This window comes from Gardnerella sp. DNF00747, assembly GCF_049262675.1.
In the GTDB taxonomy this organism is placed as follows: Bacteria; Actinomycetota; Actinomycetes; order Actinomycetales; family Bifidobacteriaceae; genus Bifidobacterium; species Bifidobacterium swidsinskii.
This window is the reverse complement of record NZ_CP058394.1, coordinates 576,184-595,636: the sequence shown is the minus strand read 5'-3', so window position 1 is coordinate 595,636 and position 19,453 is coordinate 576,184. Positions and strand designations below refer to the sequence as shown.

15 protein-coding genes are annotated in these 19,453 nt (G+C 44.4%); all 15 read right to left on the bottom strand.

From position 1 onward, the window contains the following. Positions 1–3: 3 nt before the first annotated feature. Entirely contained in the window at positions 4–801 is a 798-nt protein-coding gene (gene tpiA / locus HXT32_RS02140) for a triose-phosphate isomerase (protein WP_285089372.1), read from the bottom strand. A 164-nt stretch (positions 802–965) separates the two neighbouring features. Then, positions 966–2,171, bottom strand: a complete 1,206-nt coding sequence (locus tag HXT32_RS02135; protein ID WP_116431645.1) for a phosphoglycerate kinase — start codon at positions 2,169–2,171, stop codon at positions 966–968. A gap of 684 nt (positions 2,172–2,855) precedes the next feature. Then, positions 2,856–3,803, bottom strand: a complete 948-nt coding sequence (whiA, locus tag HXT32_RS02130) for a DNA-binding protein WhiA (RefSeq protein ID WP_012914259.1) — start codon at positions 3,801–3,803, stop codon at positions 2,856–2,858. A gap of 289 nt (positions 3,804–4,092) precedes the next feature. Next, positions 4,093–4,968, bottom strand: a complete 876-nt coding sequence (gene rapZ, locus HXT32_RS02125; RefSeq protein WP_100066708.1) for an RNase adapter RapZ — start codon at positions 4,966–4,968, stop codon at positions 4,093–4,095. 80 nt (positions 4,969–5,048) lie between these two features. Then, complete coding sequence (locus HXT32_RS02120) at positions 5,049–6,257, bottom strand: shikimate dehydrogenase family protein (RefSeq protein WP_415693030.1); 1,209 nt, start codon at positions 6,255–6,257, stop codon at positions 5,049–5,051. A 22-nt stretch (positions 6,258–6,279) separates the two neighbouring features. Continuing rightward, positions 6,280–8,700 carry a primosomal protein N' gene (locus tag HXT32_RS02115; protein ID WP_064621958.1) on the bottom strand — a complete coding sequence of 807 codons (2,421 nt, stop codon included), beginning with the start codon at positions 8,698–8,700 and terminating at the stop codon, positions 6,280–6,282. Positions 8,701–8,772: 72 nt separating this feature from the next. Continuing rightward, entirely contained in the window at positions 8,773–9,990 is a 1,218-nt protein-coding gene (metK, locus tag HXT32_RS02110; RefSeq protein WP_004108620.1) for a methionine adenosyltransferase, read from the bottom strand. A 138-nt stretch (positions 9,991–10,128) separates the two neighbouring features. Next, the gene (gene rpoZ / locus HXT32_RS02105) at positions 10,129–10,413 is read right to left on the bottom strand and encodes a DNA-directed RNA polymerase subunit omega (RefSeq protein WP_004108619.1); all 285 of its coding nucleotides are present in this window, start codon (positions 10,411–10,413) and stop codon (positions 10,129–10,131) included. Between the two features lie 82 nt (positions 10,414–10,495). After that, the gene (gmk, locus tag HXT32_RS02100) at positions 10,496–11,104 is read right to left on the bottom strand and encodes a guanylate kinase (protein WP_012914263.1); all 609 of its coding nucleotides are present in this window, start codon (positions 11,102–11,104) and stop codon (positions 10,496–10,498) included. Positions 11,105–11,119: 15 nt separating this feature from the next. Further along, positions 11,120–12,031 carry an orotidine-5'-phosphate decarboxylase gene (pyrF, locus tag HXT32_RS02095; RefSeq protein ID WP_004106386.1) on the bottom strand — a complete coding sequence of 304 codons (912 nt, stop codon included), beginning with the start codon at positions 12,029–12,031 and terminating at the stop codon, positions 11,120–11,122. Between the two features lie 3 nt (positions 12,032–12,034). After that, positions 12,035–15,430 (bottom strand): carbamoyl-phosphate synthase large subunit, encoded by a 3,396-nt coding sequence (carB, locus tag HXT32_RS02090; RefSeq protein WP_012914264.1) that lies wholly within the window; start codon positions 15,428–15,430, stop codon positions 12,035–12,037. 32 nt (positions 15,431–15,462) lie between these two features. After that, positions 15,463–16,674 (bottom strand): glutamine-hydrolyzing carbamoyl-phosphate synthase small subunit, encoded by a 1,212-nt coding sequence (gene carA / locus HXT32_RS02085; protein WP_119522737.1) that lies wholly within the window; start codon positions 16,672–16,674, stop codon positions 15,463–15,465. A gap of 86 nt (positions 16,675–16,760) precedes the next feature. Continuing rightward, positions 16,761–17,243 (bottom strand): transcription antitermination factor NusB, encoded by a 483-nt coding sequence (nusB, locus tag HXT32_RS02080; RefSeq protein ID WP_004108611.1) that lies wholly within the window; start codon positions 17,241–17,243, stop codon positions 16,761–16,763. 167 nt (positions 17,244–17,410) lie between these two features. Further along, positions 17,411–17,974 (bottom strand): elongation factor P, encoded by a 564-nt coding sequence (gene efp, locus HXT32_RS02075; protein WP_004111770.1) that lies wholly within the window; start codon positions 17,972–17,974, stop codon positions 17,411–17,413. A gap of 83 nt (positions 17,975–18,057) precedes the next feature. Further along, the gene (locus HXT32_RS02070; RefSeq protein WP_004108607.1) at positions 18,058–19,263 is read right to left on the bottom strand and encodes a zinc-ribbon domain-containing protein; all 1,206 of its coding nucleotides are present in this window, start codon (positions 19,261–19,263) and stop codon (positions 18,058–18,060) included. Between the last annotated feature and the right edge of the window lie 190 nt (positions 19,264–19,453).

Here is a 19,453-nt window from a genome sequence, read left to right as displayed (position 1 = left end):
GACCTATAGACGCGATTGTGCTGCGGTGAGTCGCACAATATTCGACAACTCCTCTGCATCCAAAGAAGCTCCACCAACCAAAAATCCGTCAACATCAGGCTCAGCAATAAGACTTGAAGCATTAGAAGAAGTTACAGATCCGCCGTAAAGAATACGGACAGTATCTGCAACATCGTCACCGAACGTAACGCGCAAGTCTTCACGAATAGCCAATGCAGCTTCCTGAGCTGAATTAGCAGTGGCAACCATACCAGTACCAATTGCCCAAACTGGCTCGTACGCAATAATTAAACGCTTAGCTTGCTTCGCGTCTAAATCGCGCGTTACATCATGCACTTGCCCTACAGCAAAATCGAGCGCAACACCCTGTTGACGTTCTTTAAGACTTTCACCAACGCAAAGAATTGGCTGCATTCCTGCGGCAAGAACAGCTCGAACTTGATCAACTATATTTGCATCATCTTCAGGATGATACTTGCGTCTTTCAGAATGACCAACAATAACCATTGAACATCCAAGACTTGCAAGCATATCTGCAGAAACATCACCAGTAAAAGCACCTTGAGCAGTAACAGAAACAGCTTGAGCTCCGTACAATATTGGCAAATGGTCAGACTCAACAAGAACTTGCACGCTTCTTATTGAAGTAAAAGAAGGCATAAGTGCAATTTCACAATCGTGATAGTCGTAATGCGCGTCACGCAGTAGCCACGCAAATTTTTGTATAAAATGCGTAGCTTCGCGGTGATTGAAATTCATTTTCCAATTACCAGCGACTAACGGCTTTCTTTTGGAAACCATAATCACCCTTAAAAAATTTACGATTGAGATTAATAGTATTGCGCAAATTAGTGTTATGCCGACCTCGATTTACAAAGCGGATTCATAAAATCGAAAGTCGGCATAAGCGAAAATATTTAGTTTATACTTGCTCGCGTAAATATTACTTACTCAAGCAATATTACTTACTCAAGCACACTCAAACCTGGAAGAGTCTTGCCTTCCAAGAACTCGAGAGAAGCGCCGCCGCCAGTAGAAATGTGCGAGAAGCCATCTTCTGGGAATCCAAGATTGCGCACTGCAGAAGCAGAATCACCACCGCCGACTATAGTGAAAGTGCCGTTCTTAGTTGCATCGACCAAGCCCTGAGCTACAGCGCGAGTACCGGCTGCAAACTCTGGAACCTCGAACACACCCATAGGACCGTTCCAAACAACAGTCTTGGAGTCAACAATCTTGTCGTGGAAAAGCTTCTGAGAGTCAGGACCAATATCCAAGCCCATCTTGTCTGCAGGAATAGCGTCTGCTGGAACTACTTCTGGAGCAACTGGAGTATCCCCTGCTGGGAAGCCAGCGTTCACAACAATATCGGTTGGAAGCACAAGCTCAACGCCGTTCTTCTTAGCGGTTTCAATGTAGCCCTTGACTTTTTCGAGCTGATCTTCCTCGAGCAAGGAAGTACCAACTTCGTTACCCAAAGCCTTGAGGAATGTGAACACCATACCGCCGCCAATAACAAGACGATCAGCCTTAGAAAGCAAGTTTTCAATAACGCCGAGCTTGTCGGAAACTTTAGAGCCGCCGAGAACAACAGTCAAAGGACGCTCTGGGTTTTCAGTTGCGCGAGAAAGTGCCTTAACTTCCTTCTCAACAAGCAAGCCTGCAGCTGCTGGAAGATCGGCAGCAACATCGTAATTTGAACCCTGAGCGCGGTGCACAACACCAAAGCCGTCGGAAACAAATACTTCGCCAAGAGAAGCAATCTTCTTAGCGTAAGCTGCGCGCTCGGAAGCATCCTTGCTGGTTTCTTCCGCGTTGAAGCGCACATTTTCAAGCAAAACAACGTCGCCATTATTCATGGCAGCTACCTTAGCTTGAGCATCTTCGCCGTAAGTGTCTGCAGCCAAAACAACATTTGTGCCGAGCAATTCACCCAAACGCTGCGCAACTGGAGCCAAGGAAAGCTCTGGAACAACCTGACCCTTTGGACGACCAAGGTGAGCCATCAAAATCACCTTAGCACCCTGCTCACGCAAAGCCTTAATGGTTGGTAAAGCAGCACGAATACGACCATCATCAGTAATCGTCGTACCCTTGAGAGGAACGTTAAAATCAGCGCGAACCAATACGCGCTTACCACTCAAATCTCCCAAATCTTTCAGTGTCTTCATTGGTATCCTTTCCAAACCATATTGGCTTACCATATTTGACTTACATACTGGCTTACCGTGCCGGCTTACTTCGTTCAACAAAACGCAAAATCAGCCTCAAACATCAACACATTGCCGGGTGCAATTATACCGCACATCTTCAACAATCCCTATGAACAACGCAGCTTTGCACCAGTGCTCTGCTGACGTTGCGTCTGTAGCTTTGCAGTAATGCTTCTGCGAAAAGTGGTTTTGTAGCTTTGCAGTTGCGCTTTGCAAACGTTGCGTCTGAAGCTTTGCAGTAATGCTTTGCAAACGTCGACTATATGTTGCTTAGTGAACTTTGACATTAATGCTCTGCAGACGTTGAGTATTTATTGCTTGGCGAACACTAACATCGGTGCTGCTGCACACTCCACACCAATCACTCTTCCTACCACACCAAAAACAACTGCGATTGGAATTAACGAGTGAGGGGTGGGTGTTGCTTGGTCGAGCAATATAAAAGCGGAACGATAGTAATAATCTTGTTGACGAATACTATTTTTGCAGAGAAAGTAAGTAAAAAACTAAACTTAACTACGCAACCGCTAAGTCCAAGTAAGGTATAAGAGCGGAGCGCTGCGAGACAAGTAACACCCACCGCTCACAGCCACATAAAAAAACCCGCCAGCCAATACAGCTACAAACCACGCAAAATCAGCATTAAAGCTGCTGCATACGCGACTTCTCAACCTTCGCTGAAAGCTGCAAAAGTCTACGAATTCGCCCTGCAATCGCATCCTTTGTAATAGGAGGATCAGCCAAGTGACCAAGCTCTTCCAAACTTGCGTCGCTATGCTCAAGACGAAGCTTTCCAGCCATCAACAAATTATCTGGAATATCGTCGCCCAAAATATCGAATGCGTGACGAACCTTTTCGCATGCCTCAGCAGCAGCCTTAGCACTACGACGCATATTCGCATCGTCAAAATTAGCCAAACGGTTTGCTTTTCCGCGAGCTTCACCGTCCGAACGCTTACCGGTCCATTCGCGAGCAGAACGAGGAGCGCCAATCAAAATCAACATTCGCTCAATTGCGTCAGAATCGCGCAACGTCACTCGCTCAGAGCTACGAACCTGACGAGCCTTGGCACTAATGCCAAGTCGCGCCGCCATAGTTTGCAAAGCATTTGCAGCCTCATGAGTTGGGCAAACAACTTCCAAATAGCTAGCTTTGCCAGGGTCGGAAATAGCACCGTGAGCCAAGAAAGCACCACGCCAAGCTGCTTTGATTTGGGCGATACTTCCACCAACAATCTCAGGTGCAAGACCTGCAACAATTCTCATACGTCGATCAAGAAGACCAGATTGCAAAGCCAGTGCTGCAGCACCACGCTCAACTACCACGTCATAGCGAACTACAGTGCCCGTAGGAGTTTGCCGAGAAACTTGAGCAATTGTTGCTTCCCTCTGGAAATAAGTTTTCAATACCTCAACAAGCCACTGAGCTGCGCGCTGAGAATCCAACTGAGCGCGAATAACAGCTTGATTATTTACTGGCCTTAAGCCGCCAGCAAAGCGCATCATTGCTGCAGCTTGAGCCATAATGACAGTCGGGAGCTCATTGTTGTTTGAAACGAGTTCATTTTTGACGTCGTCAAGAAGAGCCAAGGGACAACCTCCTACTTTTGTTCTTCTTAAAATATGAGTGCTGTTGGGTACTTGCATGATGCTGTGGCACACGACATGCCCGGCTTTCTGTGATACAGAATACGTTGGACATTTTACCGGTTTTTGCACATGCTTTACATGCTTTTAGTACAAGATTTTTTATATTTTATATAATTTACACAATTTTTATTTAATTTTTTAATTAATTTTAATTGATTAGTTTCATAATCGCATTTCACTACTTTACTTTTTCACTACTTTACTTTTTGCTACTTTACTTCTCCACTTATTATGATCTTCTCTGTAGCTCTCTTGCAGATACTGTAACTTGCAAACCGTGCAATCTCAAACGTCTAGCAAGCTCAATACTTACGGCAACAGAACGATGCTGACCGCCAGTACATCCTACAGCAATAGTCACGTAATGCTTGTCTTCTTTAGCGAATCCGTCGATAGCTGTAAGAAGCGCATTTTCGTAAGAATCTAAGAATGTAATTGCCGCAGAATTCGATAAAACGTAATCTTGCACAGCTTGATCCTTACCTGTAAGCTCCCTTAATTCAGGAACCCAGAAAGGATTCGGCAAAAATCGCATATCGGCAACAAAATCAGCGTCCATTGGCATGCCGTATTTAAATCCAAAGCTGAAAATATGCACAGAAACAGTAGAAGAGCCTTTTCCAAGCAATCCTTCGTAAAGCTTTGTAGAAAGTTGGTGAATACTAAGTGCAGAAGTATCGATAATAATATTTGCGCAATCTTTCAGATGACTGAGCAGCTCTCGCTCTTCTAGAATACCGTCAATAAGTCTGCCACCGCGCTGCAAAGGATGCGGTCTACGCACAGACTCGTAACGCTTGATAAGCACAGCATCTGAAGCATCTAGAAACAGAATTCGCGTTTTTACACCAAGGTCATCAATATGCGCAAGAACTGCAAACAGGTCGTCGAAATATCCTCTAGAACGCACGTCAATAACAGCAGCAAGCTTATGCACTTTAGAACCGGATGAAGTCATCATATCTACTAGCGGTATGAGCAGTTTTGGCGGAAGATTATCGATAACATACCATCCCATATCTTCCAACGCGTTAGCAGCGTGCGAGCGCCCAGCTCCGCTCATGCCTGTAATTAGCATAACTTCAAATCTGTCAGATAGTTGCATACTAGTCGACGCGGAACGTTGCGTAGTATGTTGCGCATCACGTTGCACATCACTTTGCGTAGTATGTTGCGTATTATCGCTCATAATGCCTCCTGTAAGGCTTTTCGCATGAGACTACTTAAGTCATCGTAATATCTAGCCTTGTCAGCACTAGGTTTATAACCAAGCTCAGAACCAGTCTCAGCACAATCCTCAGCGCCAGTCTTAGCACAATTCCCAAAATTTTCTTTAGATTGCCTGTACTCAATCGTCATAAGACTTACTTGTGCTAAAGCTTGTTGCAAAAGCATTTCTTCTCCGCCAATAGCGCAACCGTATTGTTGCCATACACTAAGTAGCATGCTTGGGCGAGGATCGTAAACTACGTCAAGCAATGTTCCTAATTTCGTTTGATTATTCGCACTATCTTGACAGTACGCTTTCAACGCAAGCGCAATTGGATCTGCTACATGCGCTGGAACTGTGCTTATGACTATGTCTGCTTCTGCGATTGCACGAACAGCTTCGAGTGAATTTAAAGATTTCAAAATGAGAGATTTATCACATTCTGACAATTTTTCTGCACTCAATTTTTCTGCACTCAATTTTTCTGCGCTATAGTCTGCAAATTTTGAAAATACTTCTTCGCTTATTGTTGGGAACTCAATACCTTGCACAGGCTCATACATAGCGTCATTTTCTTCGCTTTTATTATTTTGACCTATGCTTATTTTATTTGGAAAATCAGCGCAATACTTTTGTATAAGATTATTAAAACGTTCAACGCCTTTTACACTACCGTTATCTTCAGTTCTAGCAACAACTTGCACCTGCTCAAGCTTTGCTACTTGCGCAATTTCAATTAAAGCTGCCAATGCAGAGGACGCAGTGTTGCCGCTGCCAATAATAACAGCCTTTTTTACTTCGCATATGCGCTCATGTAATGCTTGCATAAATGTTATTAATATGCCACTTACGTCAGTGTTGTATAGCTTTATTTGCGATTGCGAAGCTGTTGCTGGGTTGCTAGTAAAAACTGCAGTATTTGCCACGTTAAGCGCGCGCGACCAGTAGTCGCAAGGTGTACCGAGTTTCATTACGGTTTTTTTAAGCGGCATAGTAAGGCTTAAGCCTTTCCAAGAATCGTCAAGATGCGCAATAAAATCGCGAAGCTCTGTTTCGCTTACTTTTTCCTTACTATATTGCCAATTTGTAAGACCTAAAGCCTTATAAGCCGTGTTGTGAAGCACAGGCGACAGCGAATGTGAAATAGGATCTCCCAAAACTGCGCAATGATATGTTTTTAACATTTTTCTCTCCCCTATTAGTAAGTTAGTACGCTAATAAATCTTTTGGATCAACACAAAAACGCAACTCTCCTGCAGCACGTGTTGCTACGTGACGAGCTACTTCCTTGTGCAATCGGTTCACTAATTCTTGTCTTAAATAAAGCGGAACTCTTACTACAGCTTTTACACGGTCGTAAATATCGTCAAAATGCTGGTATCTGTCTGTAACAGGCGGATGCATTGGAACAATTCCTAATAATGGAGAAATTGCTGAAAAATCAGCATCTTGACTACTTTCGCACCCAAGATTTTCTTGCATTGCACCAATGTTTTCAAGCGCATGCATAACCGCATCACGAGCACCCCATACGCATGCTGCAGTTACACAAGGCGGCAATATTGCTTGAGCTCTTTCTGAAAGCTCATTGCAAGAAAGTTGAGTCGTATCCCACAATGTAAGCGCACGCGCAAGAACAGGATACGTTTCGCCAATCAAAAGCACACTTCCTCCGCGCGCTCTAGGAGCACATAAAGCAGAAGCTTTCATCCACGAATTAAGTGTATCTATTCGCGCATCAAGCCCCGAAGCGTACAAACTTACCCACGTATCGAGTATTGCTACAACACCATATTCTCCGTTACAATTTGCGTCTTGCGTTTGTACGCGAGGCTCACATCCAGGAGTTGCAACAACAATTACAGGTTTTTCATCAATACACTGGATAATTCCGTTCGGTTGGTGTTGTGACGAAATAATAATAGGCACGTTGCGAAATAGTTTAGATAATTCTTCTGCAACACCAGCAGCGCCAACTTGTATAACTCGCATATTGCTACTGCCACAATTAGAACAAGACCAATTTATTGCACTAGCACCACACCACGAGCAACGTGCTGTTTGCTGACTATTTGCAACATCGAGAGGCCCGGTACATCGTCTACAGCGCGCTTGACGTTTGCAAGAAGAGCATATAGCCGATTGCGTCACACCATCTTGCGCAATAGAAAGCAGCACAGGCTTACCATCCGAAAGAGCATCATTAATAGCTCTTACTGCGCTATGCGGTATGCGAGCGCCAATACTTGGGTCAGCTAATTTCAATAAAGCTTCACGATTAAGCCAACGAACCCACGGAACTAACTTTTCGCGAGCAAGTTTACTCGCACTTACAGGGATGCTAGATCCGCTTATTGTTTCAGCAGTTTTAGCAGATTGAGTAGTTTGAATAACTTTAGTAGTTTGAACAGATTGCTCACCTTGCGCATCTTGCGCATTTGACATATAGCAGTCTACTTCACTTTGACTAAGCGCGCTTCTGGAATACGACATTGACACAAATACGCCGCCATGCCTTTTCGCACGAAGCCGCATAACTCCACGCGCTTGAGCATACGGCATCATGCCATCAGCATATTGGTACGCGCAATCTTCAACAATCGCAAATAAAGCATCTCCCTCAACTGGAGCATACATTGCAGCTCTAGTGCCAAGAACGCAAGGAACTATTCCGGACGCGATTGCACGCCAAGCTCTATATCTATCAGCTGGAGGATCCGCAGCACAAAGTCGAGCTACATCGCCATCAAAACTTCCAGCAGAAAAACCACGATGATTCTCACTGACACGCTTATATGGCTTTAATCCGTAAACCATTAGCGCGCGCATTACATCATTTACTTCTCTTAGCGTCGGCAAAACTACAACAGCTTGCTTACACGCGCTTAAAGCAGTGACAATCATCCACGCTAAATCTTGTGCAAGTCGGCAAGAACCTGGTAAAGCGTCTACAATAAAAGATTGAGAAGAATTATTTTCTGCTTGCTTGACTAATTGATTTTCTGTTTTATTTTCACTAAAACTTGCGTCAATAGATTTTTTGATTAATGCATTGTATAAAATATTTGCATTTTCGTAATCATAAATCATGCGAGAAGTTGTAGCGTAACCTGGGTTTGTATTGTTATCGTTTTGCAAACGCTTCTTAAGATTTTCACGCCACTGTTTTCTGCGTTGCAAGCGTATGTTGTCAAAAACTTCCTCATGCTCAACACGAGCTACGCGTTGAGGCACAGCAAGACGCAAAATATTTGAGCTAGTTCCACCATAAGCTTTAGCTATGGCGTCAATATCGTCTCGCAAAGATTTAGAAAGCAAAACATCTGGAGGAAACACGCGCTCTAAAAATCTTAAAGCAGTATGAGGGGTGTCTGTATGCGAAGAACGAGACCAAATAACTCCAGTGAGCTTTTGTGCTCCAAAACGAACGCGTACAAACGCCCCAGGCTGAGCAGATTCATCTTGATCTTGCGATATCAAGTAATCAAAAGTACGACCTAAATGTGAAGCTTGAACATCAAGCATCACATGCGCAATAGGGCATTCATTAGCAGGCACTAGAGAAACAGCATTGCGCTTACGTCTCGTTTTACGCGCTAAGCCGTCTAGCGAAGGTTGCTCTGCCATAAATAACCCTTAGTTTTACTTGAATTACATCACATAATTACTGTTATTTTACAGCAAAATTTATCAATAAAACTACTTTTTTAGCGCATCTTTCAATTGCTCAATACGATTCGTTTCTTCCCAAGGGAATTTAACATCCGTACGGCCAAAATGACCATAAGCTGCAGTTGGAGCATAAATTGGCTGAAGCAAGTTAAGCTCGTCAATAATCGCAGCCGGACGCAAATCAAATACTTCACGCACAGCACGCGCAATATCTGCACGCGTAATACCTTCAGCTTCAGTTCCGAAAGTTTCTACGTTTACGCTTACAGGATCAGCAATACCAATAGCATAAGCAACTTGAACTTCTGCCTTATGAGCTAAACCAGCTGCCACAATATTTTTTGCAACCCAGCGAGCTGCATAAGCTGCAGAACGGTCAACTTTGCTAGGATCCTTACCGGAAAAAGCTCCACCACCATGATGAGCAGCACCACCATAAGTGTCAACAATAATTTTTCGACCAGTTAAGCCCGAATCAGCTGCAGGACCTCCCAAAACGAAGGAGCCAGTAGGGTTTACAAGCATACGGTACGAATCGTGCGCAACTTTTTGAGCAAGAACTTCGTCCAACACAGGATTAACAACATGTTCAACAAGCTGATCTTGTAACCAGTCTCTAGAAACTTCTGGGTCATGCTGAGTAGAAATAAGCACAGTATCCAAACGTTTAGGCAATCCTTTTGAATCATACTCAATCGTTACTTGAGTTTTCCCATCTGGACGCAAATGCGCAACAGTGCCATCTTTACGAACTTTAGCAAGCTTTTGAGCTAAACGATGAGCAAGATAAATCGGCAAAGGCATTAAAGTATCTGTTTCGTCGCTAGCGTAACCAAACATAACACCTTGATCGCCTGCACCTTGAGCAGCGTAGTGCTCCTCACGAGAAGATGCACTCTCGCAAGAAGCATCCAACCTAGCAACACCTTGATTAATTTCTGCACTTTGCTCAGTTAAAGAAACCATAACACCACAAGAATCAGCATCAAGACCAATTGTGGAGCTCGTGTAGCCAACATTACGAACAACTTGACGCACGATTCCCGGAATATCGCTATAAACTTCACCACGCACTTCGCCAAAAACCACAAACTGACCAACGGAAGCACAAACCTCTACAGCAACATGCGCATGAGAATCCTGACGAAGCATATCGTCCAATATAGCGTCAGCAATTTGATCGCATAACTTGTCAGGATGACCTTCAGTTACAGATTCTGCAGAAATTAATTTACGTTCTTCCACATTTCCCCCTTACGTTTATAGTCGATAAGGCTAAATACAGGCTAAATAAAGTGAAAAACGCAGCCGTGCATCCGCTTTATTGAGCACGGATGATACGCGACTGCGAATACCCATAAAGACGTTTATTAGCAAGGCTTATTAATTACCTTCGCTTAAATCGTCCTCACCAAGAGTCTCTTCAAGCAATCCAGCATTAATTTCGCGGAAAGCAATAGCTAAAGGCTTTTCTTGATTTTGATACTCAACTAGTGGGCCAACATTTTGAAGCAAACCTTCATTAAGCTGAGTAAAATAAGCATTAATTTGACGTGCTCGTTTTGCAGCAAATAAGGCAAGCGCATACTTGGAATCCGCATGTTGCATTAAATCATCAATCGGTGGATTCGCAAGACCAGTAGGTGTTGGCTGAGTGCCTAATGCCATAATATTCTCCAAATTCTATGGTGCCACAATAGTTCCAAAAGGCTTATTATATGCTATCGATTGGATATTGCGTAAGTTTTAACTATAAGTCGTATTCGCTTGCAATAACATTCCACAGTTCATCTGCGGCACGCTCAGCATTATCGTTCACAATAACAACATCAAACTCTTTAGCTGCAGCAATCTCAACTTTAGCGGTTTCCAAACGTTTTGCTTGCTGCTCAGGAGTTTCAGTACCACGACCAATAAGACGACGCTTAAGCTCTTCAAAGCTCGGAGGCGCAATGAACACGTACACGACTTCTAATCCAAGACGAGCTGCCTCTTGTTTTACACGCCTAGCTCCTTGCAAATCTATTTCCAACAAAGTAGGAATATCTTGCGTAAGATGATCCAAAACAGGCTGAAGAAGGGTGCCATAATGAGCCATGCCATGAACCAGCGCAGTTTCCAAGAATTCGCCATTACGCTTACGACGCTCAAATTCTTCTTCATCTAAGAACCAATAGTGAATACCATTAAATTCACCAGGTCTAGGCGCACGAGTGGTAGCAGAAACAGATAGCCAAATATGTGGATGCTTCTCACGAAGTATGCCTTCTACTGTGCCTTTACCAGCCGCAGTAGGACCCGTTAATACGATTAATCGACGTCTAGACTGCGAAACTGCAGTCTCATCCGTGGCACCCATTTGTTTACCTCTCGTTTACACACATTCGCCTGAATCAACAAGAGCCTGACGAATATCCAATGCTATGCGTTCAGTTGCAGCCGAAAGTTCACCAATATTTGGACCATGCGACGCAATCGAACGCGAAACAGTTACCAATACATTACCATGTGTACCAGCAAAAACACGCTTTAAATCGTCAGCTTCTGCACCTTGCCACCCATAACCAGGAGAAAGAATTGGACCAGTAAAACTGGTTACGTCAATTCCACCACCGTTCATCCAGTCGCCAATAGTCGCTCCAACAATTAAACCAACAGAACCCATTCCTTTAGTTTTATTGTTAAAACTTTGAGCCGTTTGAGCAATTCCGTGAGCTACAGTAGTTCCGCGGTAAGTTCCGCTTTGCCTAATAGCAGTTTGCAAACTTGCGCCTTCGCGATTAGAAGTTAGAGACGCAATAAAAACACCGCGACCGTTATTAAGAGCTTCGTTAATTAAGCCGCCCATAGAACGTGCGCCATAATAAGGAAGCAAAGTAATAGCATCAGCAAGAAGCGGAGCTCCAGGCTTAAAATATGCGTCTGCAAGCGCAGAAATAGTAGTAGACAATCCTCCATGACCGCAATCAACAATAGTAATAATATCCATTTGACGAGCGGCATACAGCACACGCTCAAGCGCTGCGAAACCCTTAGAACCATAGCGCTCAAACATGCTGGATTGGAATTTAACTGCCGCTGCCCTACCATTCATAGCTTGCAGCATGCGCATAGAAAAAAGTTCAGCTCCAAGAGCATCCATGTTGTATCCCCAATTAAGCAGCATTTTGCGATGAGGATCGATTCCAACACACAATGGTCCATATTTTGCCATAGCGTTCTTCAAACGCAAACCAAAATCGGATCGTTGCGCCTGCACTTCTTGATCACGAATGCTCTCGGTCATGTATTAAGCCCGACTTTCTTGACTTTCTGCCTGTTCAATTGCAAACAACTGCTGAGCATGTTCTTGTATGCTCATCACCTGATAATCGTTGTTCTTAACAGCTTCAATAGCCATTAATACTGGTGCGAATTCGGTAATAGTAGTGAATTGCGGAAGATCAGCTGCTACAGCTGCTGCACGAATGGCATAACCATCAGTGCGCGATCCCCTTGAATTCGGCGTATTCAATACCATATCAATCTTACCATTTTCGATAAGCTCTACAACATTCTTACCGATTCTTTCATGCGCTTTCTCACTATTTGGCATATCCTTCGCCGTGTCGCCCTGACTAGAAAGCTTATCGACAATCACGGAATCAATACCATAACGACGAAGCACAGAAGCTGTACCTTCAGTAGCCCAAATCGTAAAACCAAGCTCCACTAATCGCACTGCAAGAAGCGGAAGTTGACGCTTATCTGCATCACTTACAGACACAAACACGTTGCCGCTGGTAGGCAAACCACCCTTGTATGCTGCAAGCTGGCTCTTAGCAAAAGCATGTGGGAAGTCACGATCGAAGCCCATAACTTCGCCGGTAGAACGCATTTCTGGTCCGAGCAAAATATCAACCGTACGACCAACAGGAGTGCGGAAACGCTTGAACGGCAGCACAGAAGCTTTAATAGCAACTTGCTGACCTGGATGAATATCACCACCATCGCCTTGCGGAAGAAGAAGTCCACGCTTGCGCTGCTGTGCAATTGTTTCACCAGCCATAATTCGAGCAGCAGCTTTAGCAAGAGCAACACCAGTAGCTTTAGAAGCAAACGGAACAGTACGAGACGCTCGAGGATTTGCTTCAATTACATACAAAGTGTTTGCCATAAAAGCGTACTGCACGTTAATCAGACCGCGAACTGAGCAGCCGCGCGCAATCGAAAGCGTGCCTTCGCGAAGGCGGCGAATTTGATCGTCCGAAAGCGTGCTTGGAGGAAGAGTACAAGCAGCGTCACCAGAGTGCACGCCAGCTTCCTCAACATGCTCCATAATGCCGCCAATATAAAGCTCGTTGCCGTCGTAAAGCGCGTCAACATCAATTTCAATAGCGTCCTGAAGGAACTTATCAATCAAAAGCGGCGAAGGCAATCTGCCAGAAACAACAGTGTCTGCTCGAGCTTCATCCAATGCGCGATCAACATACTTTGCAAGCTGAGCGTCGTCGTACACAATCTCCATTCCGCGACCGCCGAGTACGTAGCTTGGACGCACAAGAACCGGGTAGCCGATTGCGTGAGCTGCATCTTTTGCTTCCTCAAGGCTTAAAGCTGTACCGTATCGAGGAGCGTTCATGCCTTCTTGACGAAGAACCTCGCCGAAAAGCTCACGGTTTTCAGCCAAATCAATAGCCTCAGGAGTCGTTCCCAAAATTGGAACTCCTGCAGCTTTAAGACGAGCAGCAAGCGAAAGTGGCGTTTGGCCACCAAGCTGCACAATCACGCCCTTAACAGGTCCAAGCTTCTTTTCTGCTTCGTAAATTTCAAGCACATCTTCGAAAGTAAGAGGCTCAAAGTAAAGGCGGTCAGACATGTCGTAATCTGTAGAAACTGTTTCAGGATTGCAATTAACCATAATGGTGTCGTAATCCTTGCCCAATTCCTGAACAGCGTGAACGCAAGTGTAATCAAACTCAATACCCTGGCCGATTCTGTTTGGACCAGAGCCAAGGATAATCACAGCTTCGCGATCGCGCTTCTTCAACTCGCTTTCGTCAGCGTAGCAAGAATAGTAGTACGGAGTTGCTGCGTCGAACTCAGCTGCGCAAGTGTCAACAGTCTTGTAAACAGGGCGCAAACCGTAAGCCCAACGAAGCTCACGAACCATGTTTTCGCCTTCGTCACCAAGATTACGCAAATGCGCAATCTGCACGTCCGAAAGACCAGCAAGCTTAGCACGCTTCAAAACTTTAGGAGTTAAAGTTTCAGCTTCACGAACCGCGAGCGCAGTTTCGTTAATTTGAGCCAGCTGCTCTACAAACCAAGGGTCGATTTTTGTTGCTGCAAAAATCTGCTCCGGCGTAGCTCCACCCCAAAGCGCGCGCTGAATTTGCAAGTAGCGGTGCTCCGTTGGAGTGTGCATTTCTTCAAGAAGCTTATTAACTTCTTCCTTGCTTGGACGCTCGCCATCCCAGCTAAAGCACGCGTGACGCTTGTCGATTGAGCGCATTGCTTTTCCAAGGGATTCCTGGAAGTTTCCAGCCAAAGCCATTGCTTCGCCAACTGACTTCATAGAAGTTGTAAGCGTGGTGTCTGCTCCTGGGAACTTTTCGAAAGCAAAGCGCGGAATCTTCGTTACAACGTAGTCGATTGTTGGCTCGAAGCTTGCAGGAGTTGAACGCGTAATATCGTTTTGAATTTCGTCCAAAGTGTAGCCGAGAGCAAGTTTCGTTGCGATTTTTGCGATTGGGAAGCCGGTTGCTTTAGATGCGAGCGCGGAAGAACGGGACACGCGCGGGTTCATTTCGATGACGATAATGCGACCAGTTTGAGGGTTGATTGCAAACTGAATATTGCAACCGCCGGTATCGACGCCAACGCCTCGAATAATAGCAATACCGATATCGCGCATCTTCTGATACTCGCGGTCTGTAAGTGTAAAGCAAGGAGCTACTGTAATCGAGTCGCCAGTGTGCACACCTACAGGATCGACGTTTTCGATTGGGCAAACAACTACGACGTTATCTTTTGCGTCGCGCATAAGCTCAAGCTCAAACTCTTTCCAGCCTTCAATGCCTTCTTCAATAAGCACTTCGTTGGTTGGAGAATAGTGAATGCCAGCTCCTGCAATGCGGTGAAGCTCTTCTTCGTTATGAGCAATACCAGAACCCAAGCCGCCCATTGTGAAGCTTGGACGTACTACTACCGGGTATCCTAAAGTTTCAACAATTTTGTCTACTTCTTCGATTGAGTGAGCAATAAAGGATTTTGCTGACTCAGCTCCGGCTTTTTCAACGACTTTTTTGAAAAGCTCTCGGTCTTCTCCGCGGTCGATTGCTTCCAAAGAAGCACCAATAAGCTCAACGTTATATTTTTCTAGGATTCCTGCACGACCCAAATCCATTGCAGCATTAAGCGCAGTTTGACCACCAAGCGTTGGAAGAAGCGCATCCGGACGCTCCTTCGCAATAATTCGCTCCAAAATCGAAGTGTCAATTGGCTCAATATATGTTGCGTCCGCAAGCTCCGGATCGGTCATAATCGTAGCCGGGTTAGAGTTGACCAAAATTACGCGAATACCTTCTTCGCGAAGAACTCGGCAAGCCTGCGTTCCGGAATAATCAAATTCTGCAGCCTGACCAATAACAATCGGACCAGAACCAATTACCATAACCGACTTAATATCAGTACGTTTTGGCATAGTAAACTTCTCTTTCCGTAAATATTAAAATCTTACTTGCTTTTTCGAGCGTTTTCGCGCATCAATTGCACAAAACGGTCAAATAGATAGGAAGCGTCGTGCGGGCCTGCTGCAGCTTCCGGATGATATTGCACTGAGAACGCTGGAATATCGAGGCATTGCAAGCCTTCTACAACATTGTCGTTCAAGTCAATATGCGAAACTAGCACGCGACCAAAGTGACCGTTTTCGTAAGGAGATTGCACAGGACCGTCAAGAGGTGCGTCCACAGCAAAGCCGTGATTGTGAGCCGTAACTTCCACTTTTCCGGTTGTAACGTCTTTTACAGGCTGATTAATACCGCGGTGACCAAACTTTAACTTGTAAGTTCCGAAGCCGAGCGCGCGACCAAGTAACTGGTTTCCAAAGCAGATACCAAAGAACGGGTATCCTGCATCCAACACTTTACGCAAAAGCTCAACTTCGCGATTTGCTTGGCCAGGATCTCCAGGACCATTCGAGAAGAATACGCCGTCCGCGTTAAGAGCTTGCAGCGATTCGAAGCTTATTGAGGAGCTTACGACGTGCACACGGCAGCCGCGCTCAGCCAAACGGTGAGGAGTCATGGATTTAATACCAAAGTCAACTGCTACAACCGTGTAAAGCGGATCTTTTCCTTCAAAATCACCGCAAGGCTCAATCGTATACGTTTCTTTAGTGCTGACTTCATCCGTTAAGCGCAAGCCTTGCATTTGAGGAGTCTGCTTAATTTCGTCAACGAAAGAAGCAACGGTACGAAAAGCCCCGGTTGACGGATCAACCAGGGCCTTATTAGAAAAAATGCCGGCACGCATAACGCCTACCGAGCGTAAATGACGTACCAGCTTTCGAGTATCAATACCACTAATGCCAACGATACCTTGCTTTTGTAAATCGTCTTCCAAGGAACCTTCAGCTCGCCAATTGCTAACTACTGGGCTTGGCTCCTTAACCACGTAACCTGCAGCCCAAATGTGGGCAGATTCTGAATCTTCGTGATTCATTCCCGTATTACCTATATGTGGGAATGTTTGAACTACGATTTGTTGATCATAACTTGGATCAGTTAATGTTTCTTGATAACCAGTCATGCCCGTGGAGAACACAATCTCAGCGCGCGTAGAACCTTGCGCACCGAAAGGCTTACCAACGTAAACCTGACCATCCTCCAACACCAATACTGCATCATCACTGCCGAATCCGGCAAAGGTGTCGTTGTAATCCACCTTAACCCCCTTATGGCTTTAGGATATTCGTGGCAAGTCTACTCAGGTTGGCGGACGGGCGACGCGCCGGCGATAGTTATTGCTTCTTACTCGGCAGCAGCTTCTTCCGTAGACTCTTCCGTAGCAGCGTCTTCAGGAGAAGATTCGCCGTTAAACTTTGCCAAGCAAGCATCTTTATCTGCCATAATCGCGCTTAGTAAGCCATGAATAAACGCAATAGCTTCGTCATCGCTATACATTTTTGCGAGCGCAATCGCCTCATCAATAGCAACTTTATCTGGAATCTCATCGTTAAGAAGCATTTCCCACACCGCAATGCGCAAAATATTGCGATCGATAACAGCCATTCTGCCAACTTTCCAGCCAGTCGAATAGCGGTTTAGCGTCTTGTCGATTCTGTTACGTCGCTCTCCTACGCCTCGAACAATCTCAACAGCGTACTCTGGGAGCGGAGTTTGAGCGCCAGGCTCCTTAACTCGCTCCTCAAGCAAAGAAAGAATATGCTGATTCTTCTCATCCGCCTCATACAGCGTATTCAAAGCCCTTTTACGAGCGGTAGAACGTGCCATCGTAACGCCCTTCTGTGTAACGTATAAAAATTACTTAATAAAGTTGTATCAAAAATTACGCGACCCAGCAACGAATAATCGCCACCGGGTCACTCTATAAAAATTATTGAGAAATAAATAGCTAATTTAATTAGATAACTAATTATTTTAATTAGATAATTAATTCTTTAGTTTTCACGACCAAGATAAGAGCCGTCACGAGTGTCGACCTTCACCTTTTCGCCTTCACCTACGAAGAGTGGAACCTGGATTTCAGCACCGGTTTCCACGGTTGCAGGCTTAGTACCAGCGTTAGAACGGTTGCCTTGTAAGCCTGGCTCAGTGTGAGTAATAGTCAAAATTACTGAAGCTGGAAGCTCAACGCTCAAAGGAGTGCCGTCATGGAAGCTTACGATGCAGTCGGTGCCCTCAAGCAAATACTTGCTCTGCTCGCCGACCAAAACCTTAGGAATATAAACCTGGTCGTAAGTGGTCATATCCATAAAGACGAAGTTGTCACCATCTTCGTATGAATATTGCAACGTGCGGTTATCAACGGTCTCGAACTCCATCTTCATGCCGGCATTAAAAGTCTTGTCGACAATCTTGCCCGAGAGCACGTTCTTAATGGTGGTGCGCACAAAAGCAGGACCCTTGCCTGGCTTCACGTGCTGGAACTTAACGACGGTCCAAAGCTGACCGTCAAGGTTCAAAACCGATCCATTCTTAATATCATTGGTAGTCTGTGCCACGAGTTACCCGTTTCTTTCGCTAATAGGCTGCAAGTTAAGCAGCTAAGAAATAAACCTTGCTTATTATGCCACAAAGTGTCAACTTAATATATTTGAAGATTATTTTTCAGCAAATTCAACAATTTTGAAACAAATTCAGCAACGTCATCTTTATCTGCACTTTTTGTTAAAACAGACACTCCAATCTTGTTCTTGCCCTTCTTAAGAATCAAGAAATAGTTATAAACATTCTTAATTCCTTGACCACGATGAGCCATAACCTCTATGCCGTCTGGAACGTTCACGCCATCAGCAGAAATATCGTAACCCGTCGCATTGGCAATAGTCGAATTTTGCATAGCTTTTGAAAGCATCATCGCAGCATCATGAGAAGAAGTAAGATTTTCGTGACCATCGTTCGATGCATCAATATCACCATATTTGCGAGTAAAAGATGTATTTGCATAGCCATTATCTGACAGCCATTGATCTAATCCGTCTATGCCACCTTGATCATCTAAAAGTTCATTAGCGGAATCATTACTCATTGTCTTAATAACATCTTCACATTTATCTTCATAATCATGATGTGGATTATCCTTAGTATAAAGAACAACAGGGAAGTAAAAACCTACAGCAGGGAATGTTTTACGAGAATTAGAAGACTCATACAATATGCCCTTCTTGCCAGAAATTGCTACAGATACGCTATTATTTGAAGCAAAATTGTTTACTAATTTATTGATTTTTTTGGTATTGAGCTTTTCACTCGCTCCAATAGCGTTATCCTTATCGCTGCTAGTATCACTATCTTCATCGTCTGAATCTAAATCATCATTGGTTAGAACATGCTGCTTAGATTTATTATTTTTTGATTTTGATGATTGTAATTCAGTTTTATTATTTGATTGAGCTGTTCGCGCATTATTTACATACCACCATGCACCAGCACCTATCACCAAAACACAGGCAATAATAGCGGCTATTAAAGTAATAATTACTTTCTTCTTGCGCTTATCATCATCTGAATGAGAATAATTAGCCGGAGCTTCGCCTTGTGCGTAAGGTGAATTATTCATAGAAGGCTGTTCGTTCGAAGAACCCATAATAGGAGAACCTGAAACGCTTAGATTATCCGATAAAGCTTCCTGCGCAGGAAATACAGTAGTAGGCACTTCGTTAGTAGGCAATTCGTATTGTTGATTTTGGATTGCTGACTCGACTGCTGGCGTAACTTCTAAAAGCGCTCCGCAAGTATTGCAAAACTTGCTATTATCATCATTTTTATTACCACATTGCGTGCAGAACATATTCTTCCTTTAAACAAATGCATCTATTGCAACGCATGATTTTACACCAGCCTACAATAAATATTTCAAATTCTTTATAAAAATTGCCTTCTCTTTAACTACAAAGACTGCGTAGCAATAACGCAACACTAGCATACCTACATACAGCAATACAATCATAATGCCATAACACACTATAAATACCGAACAA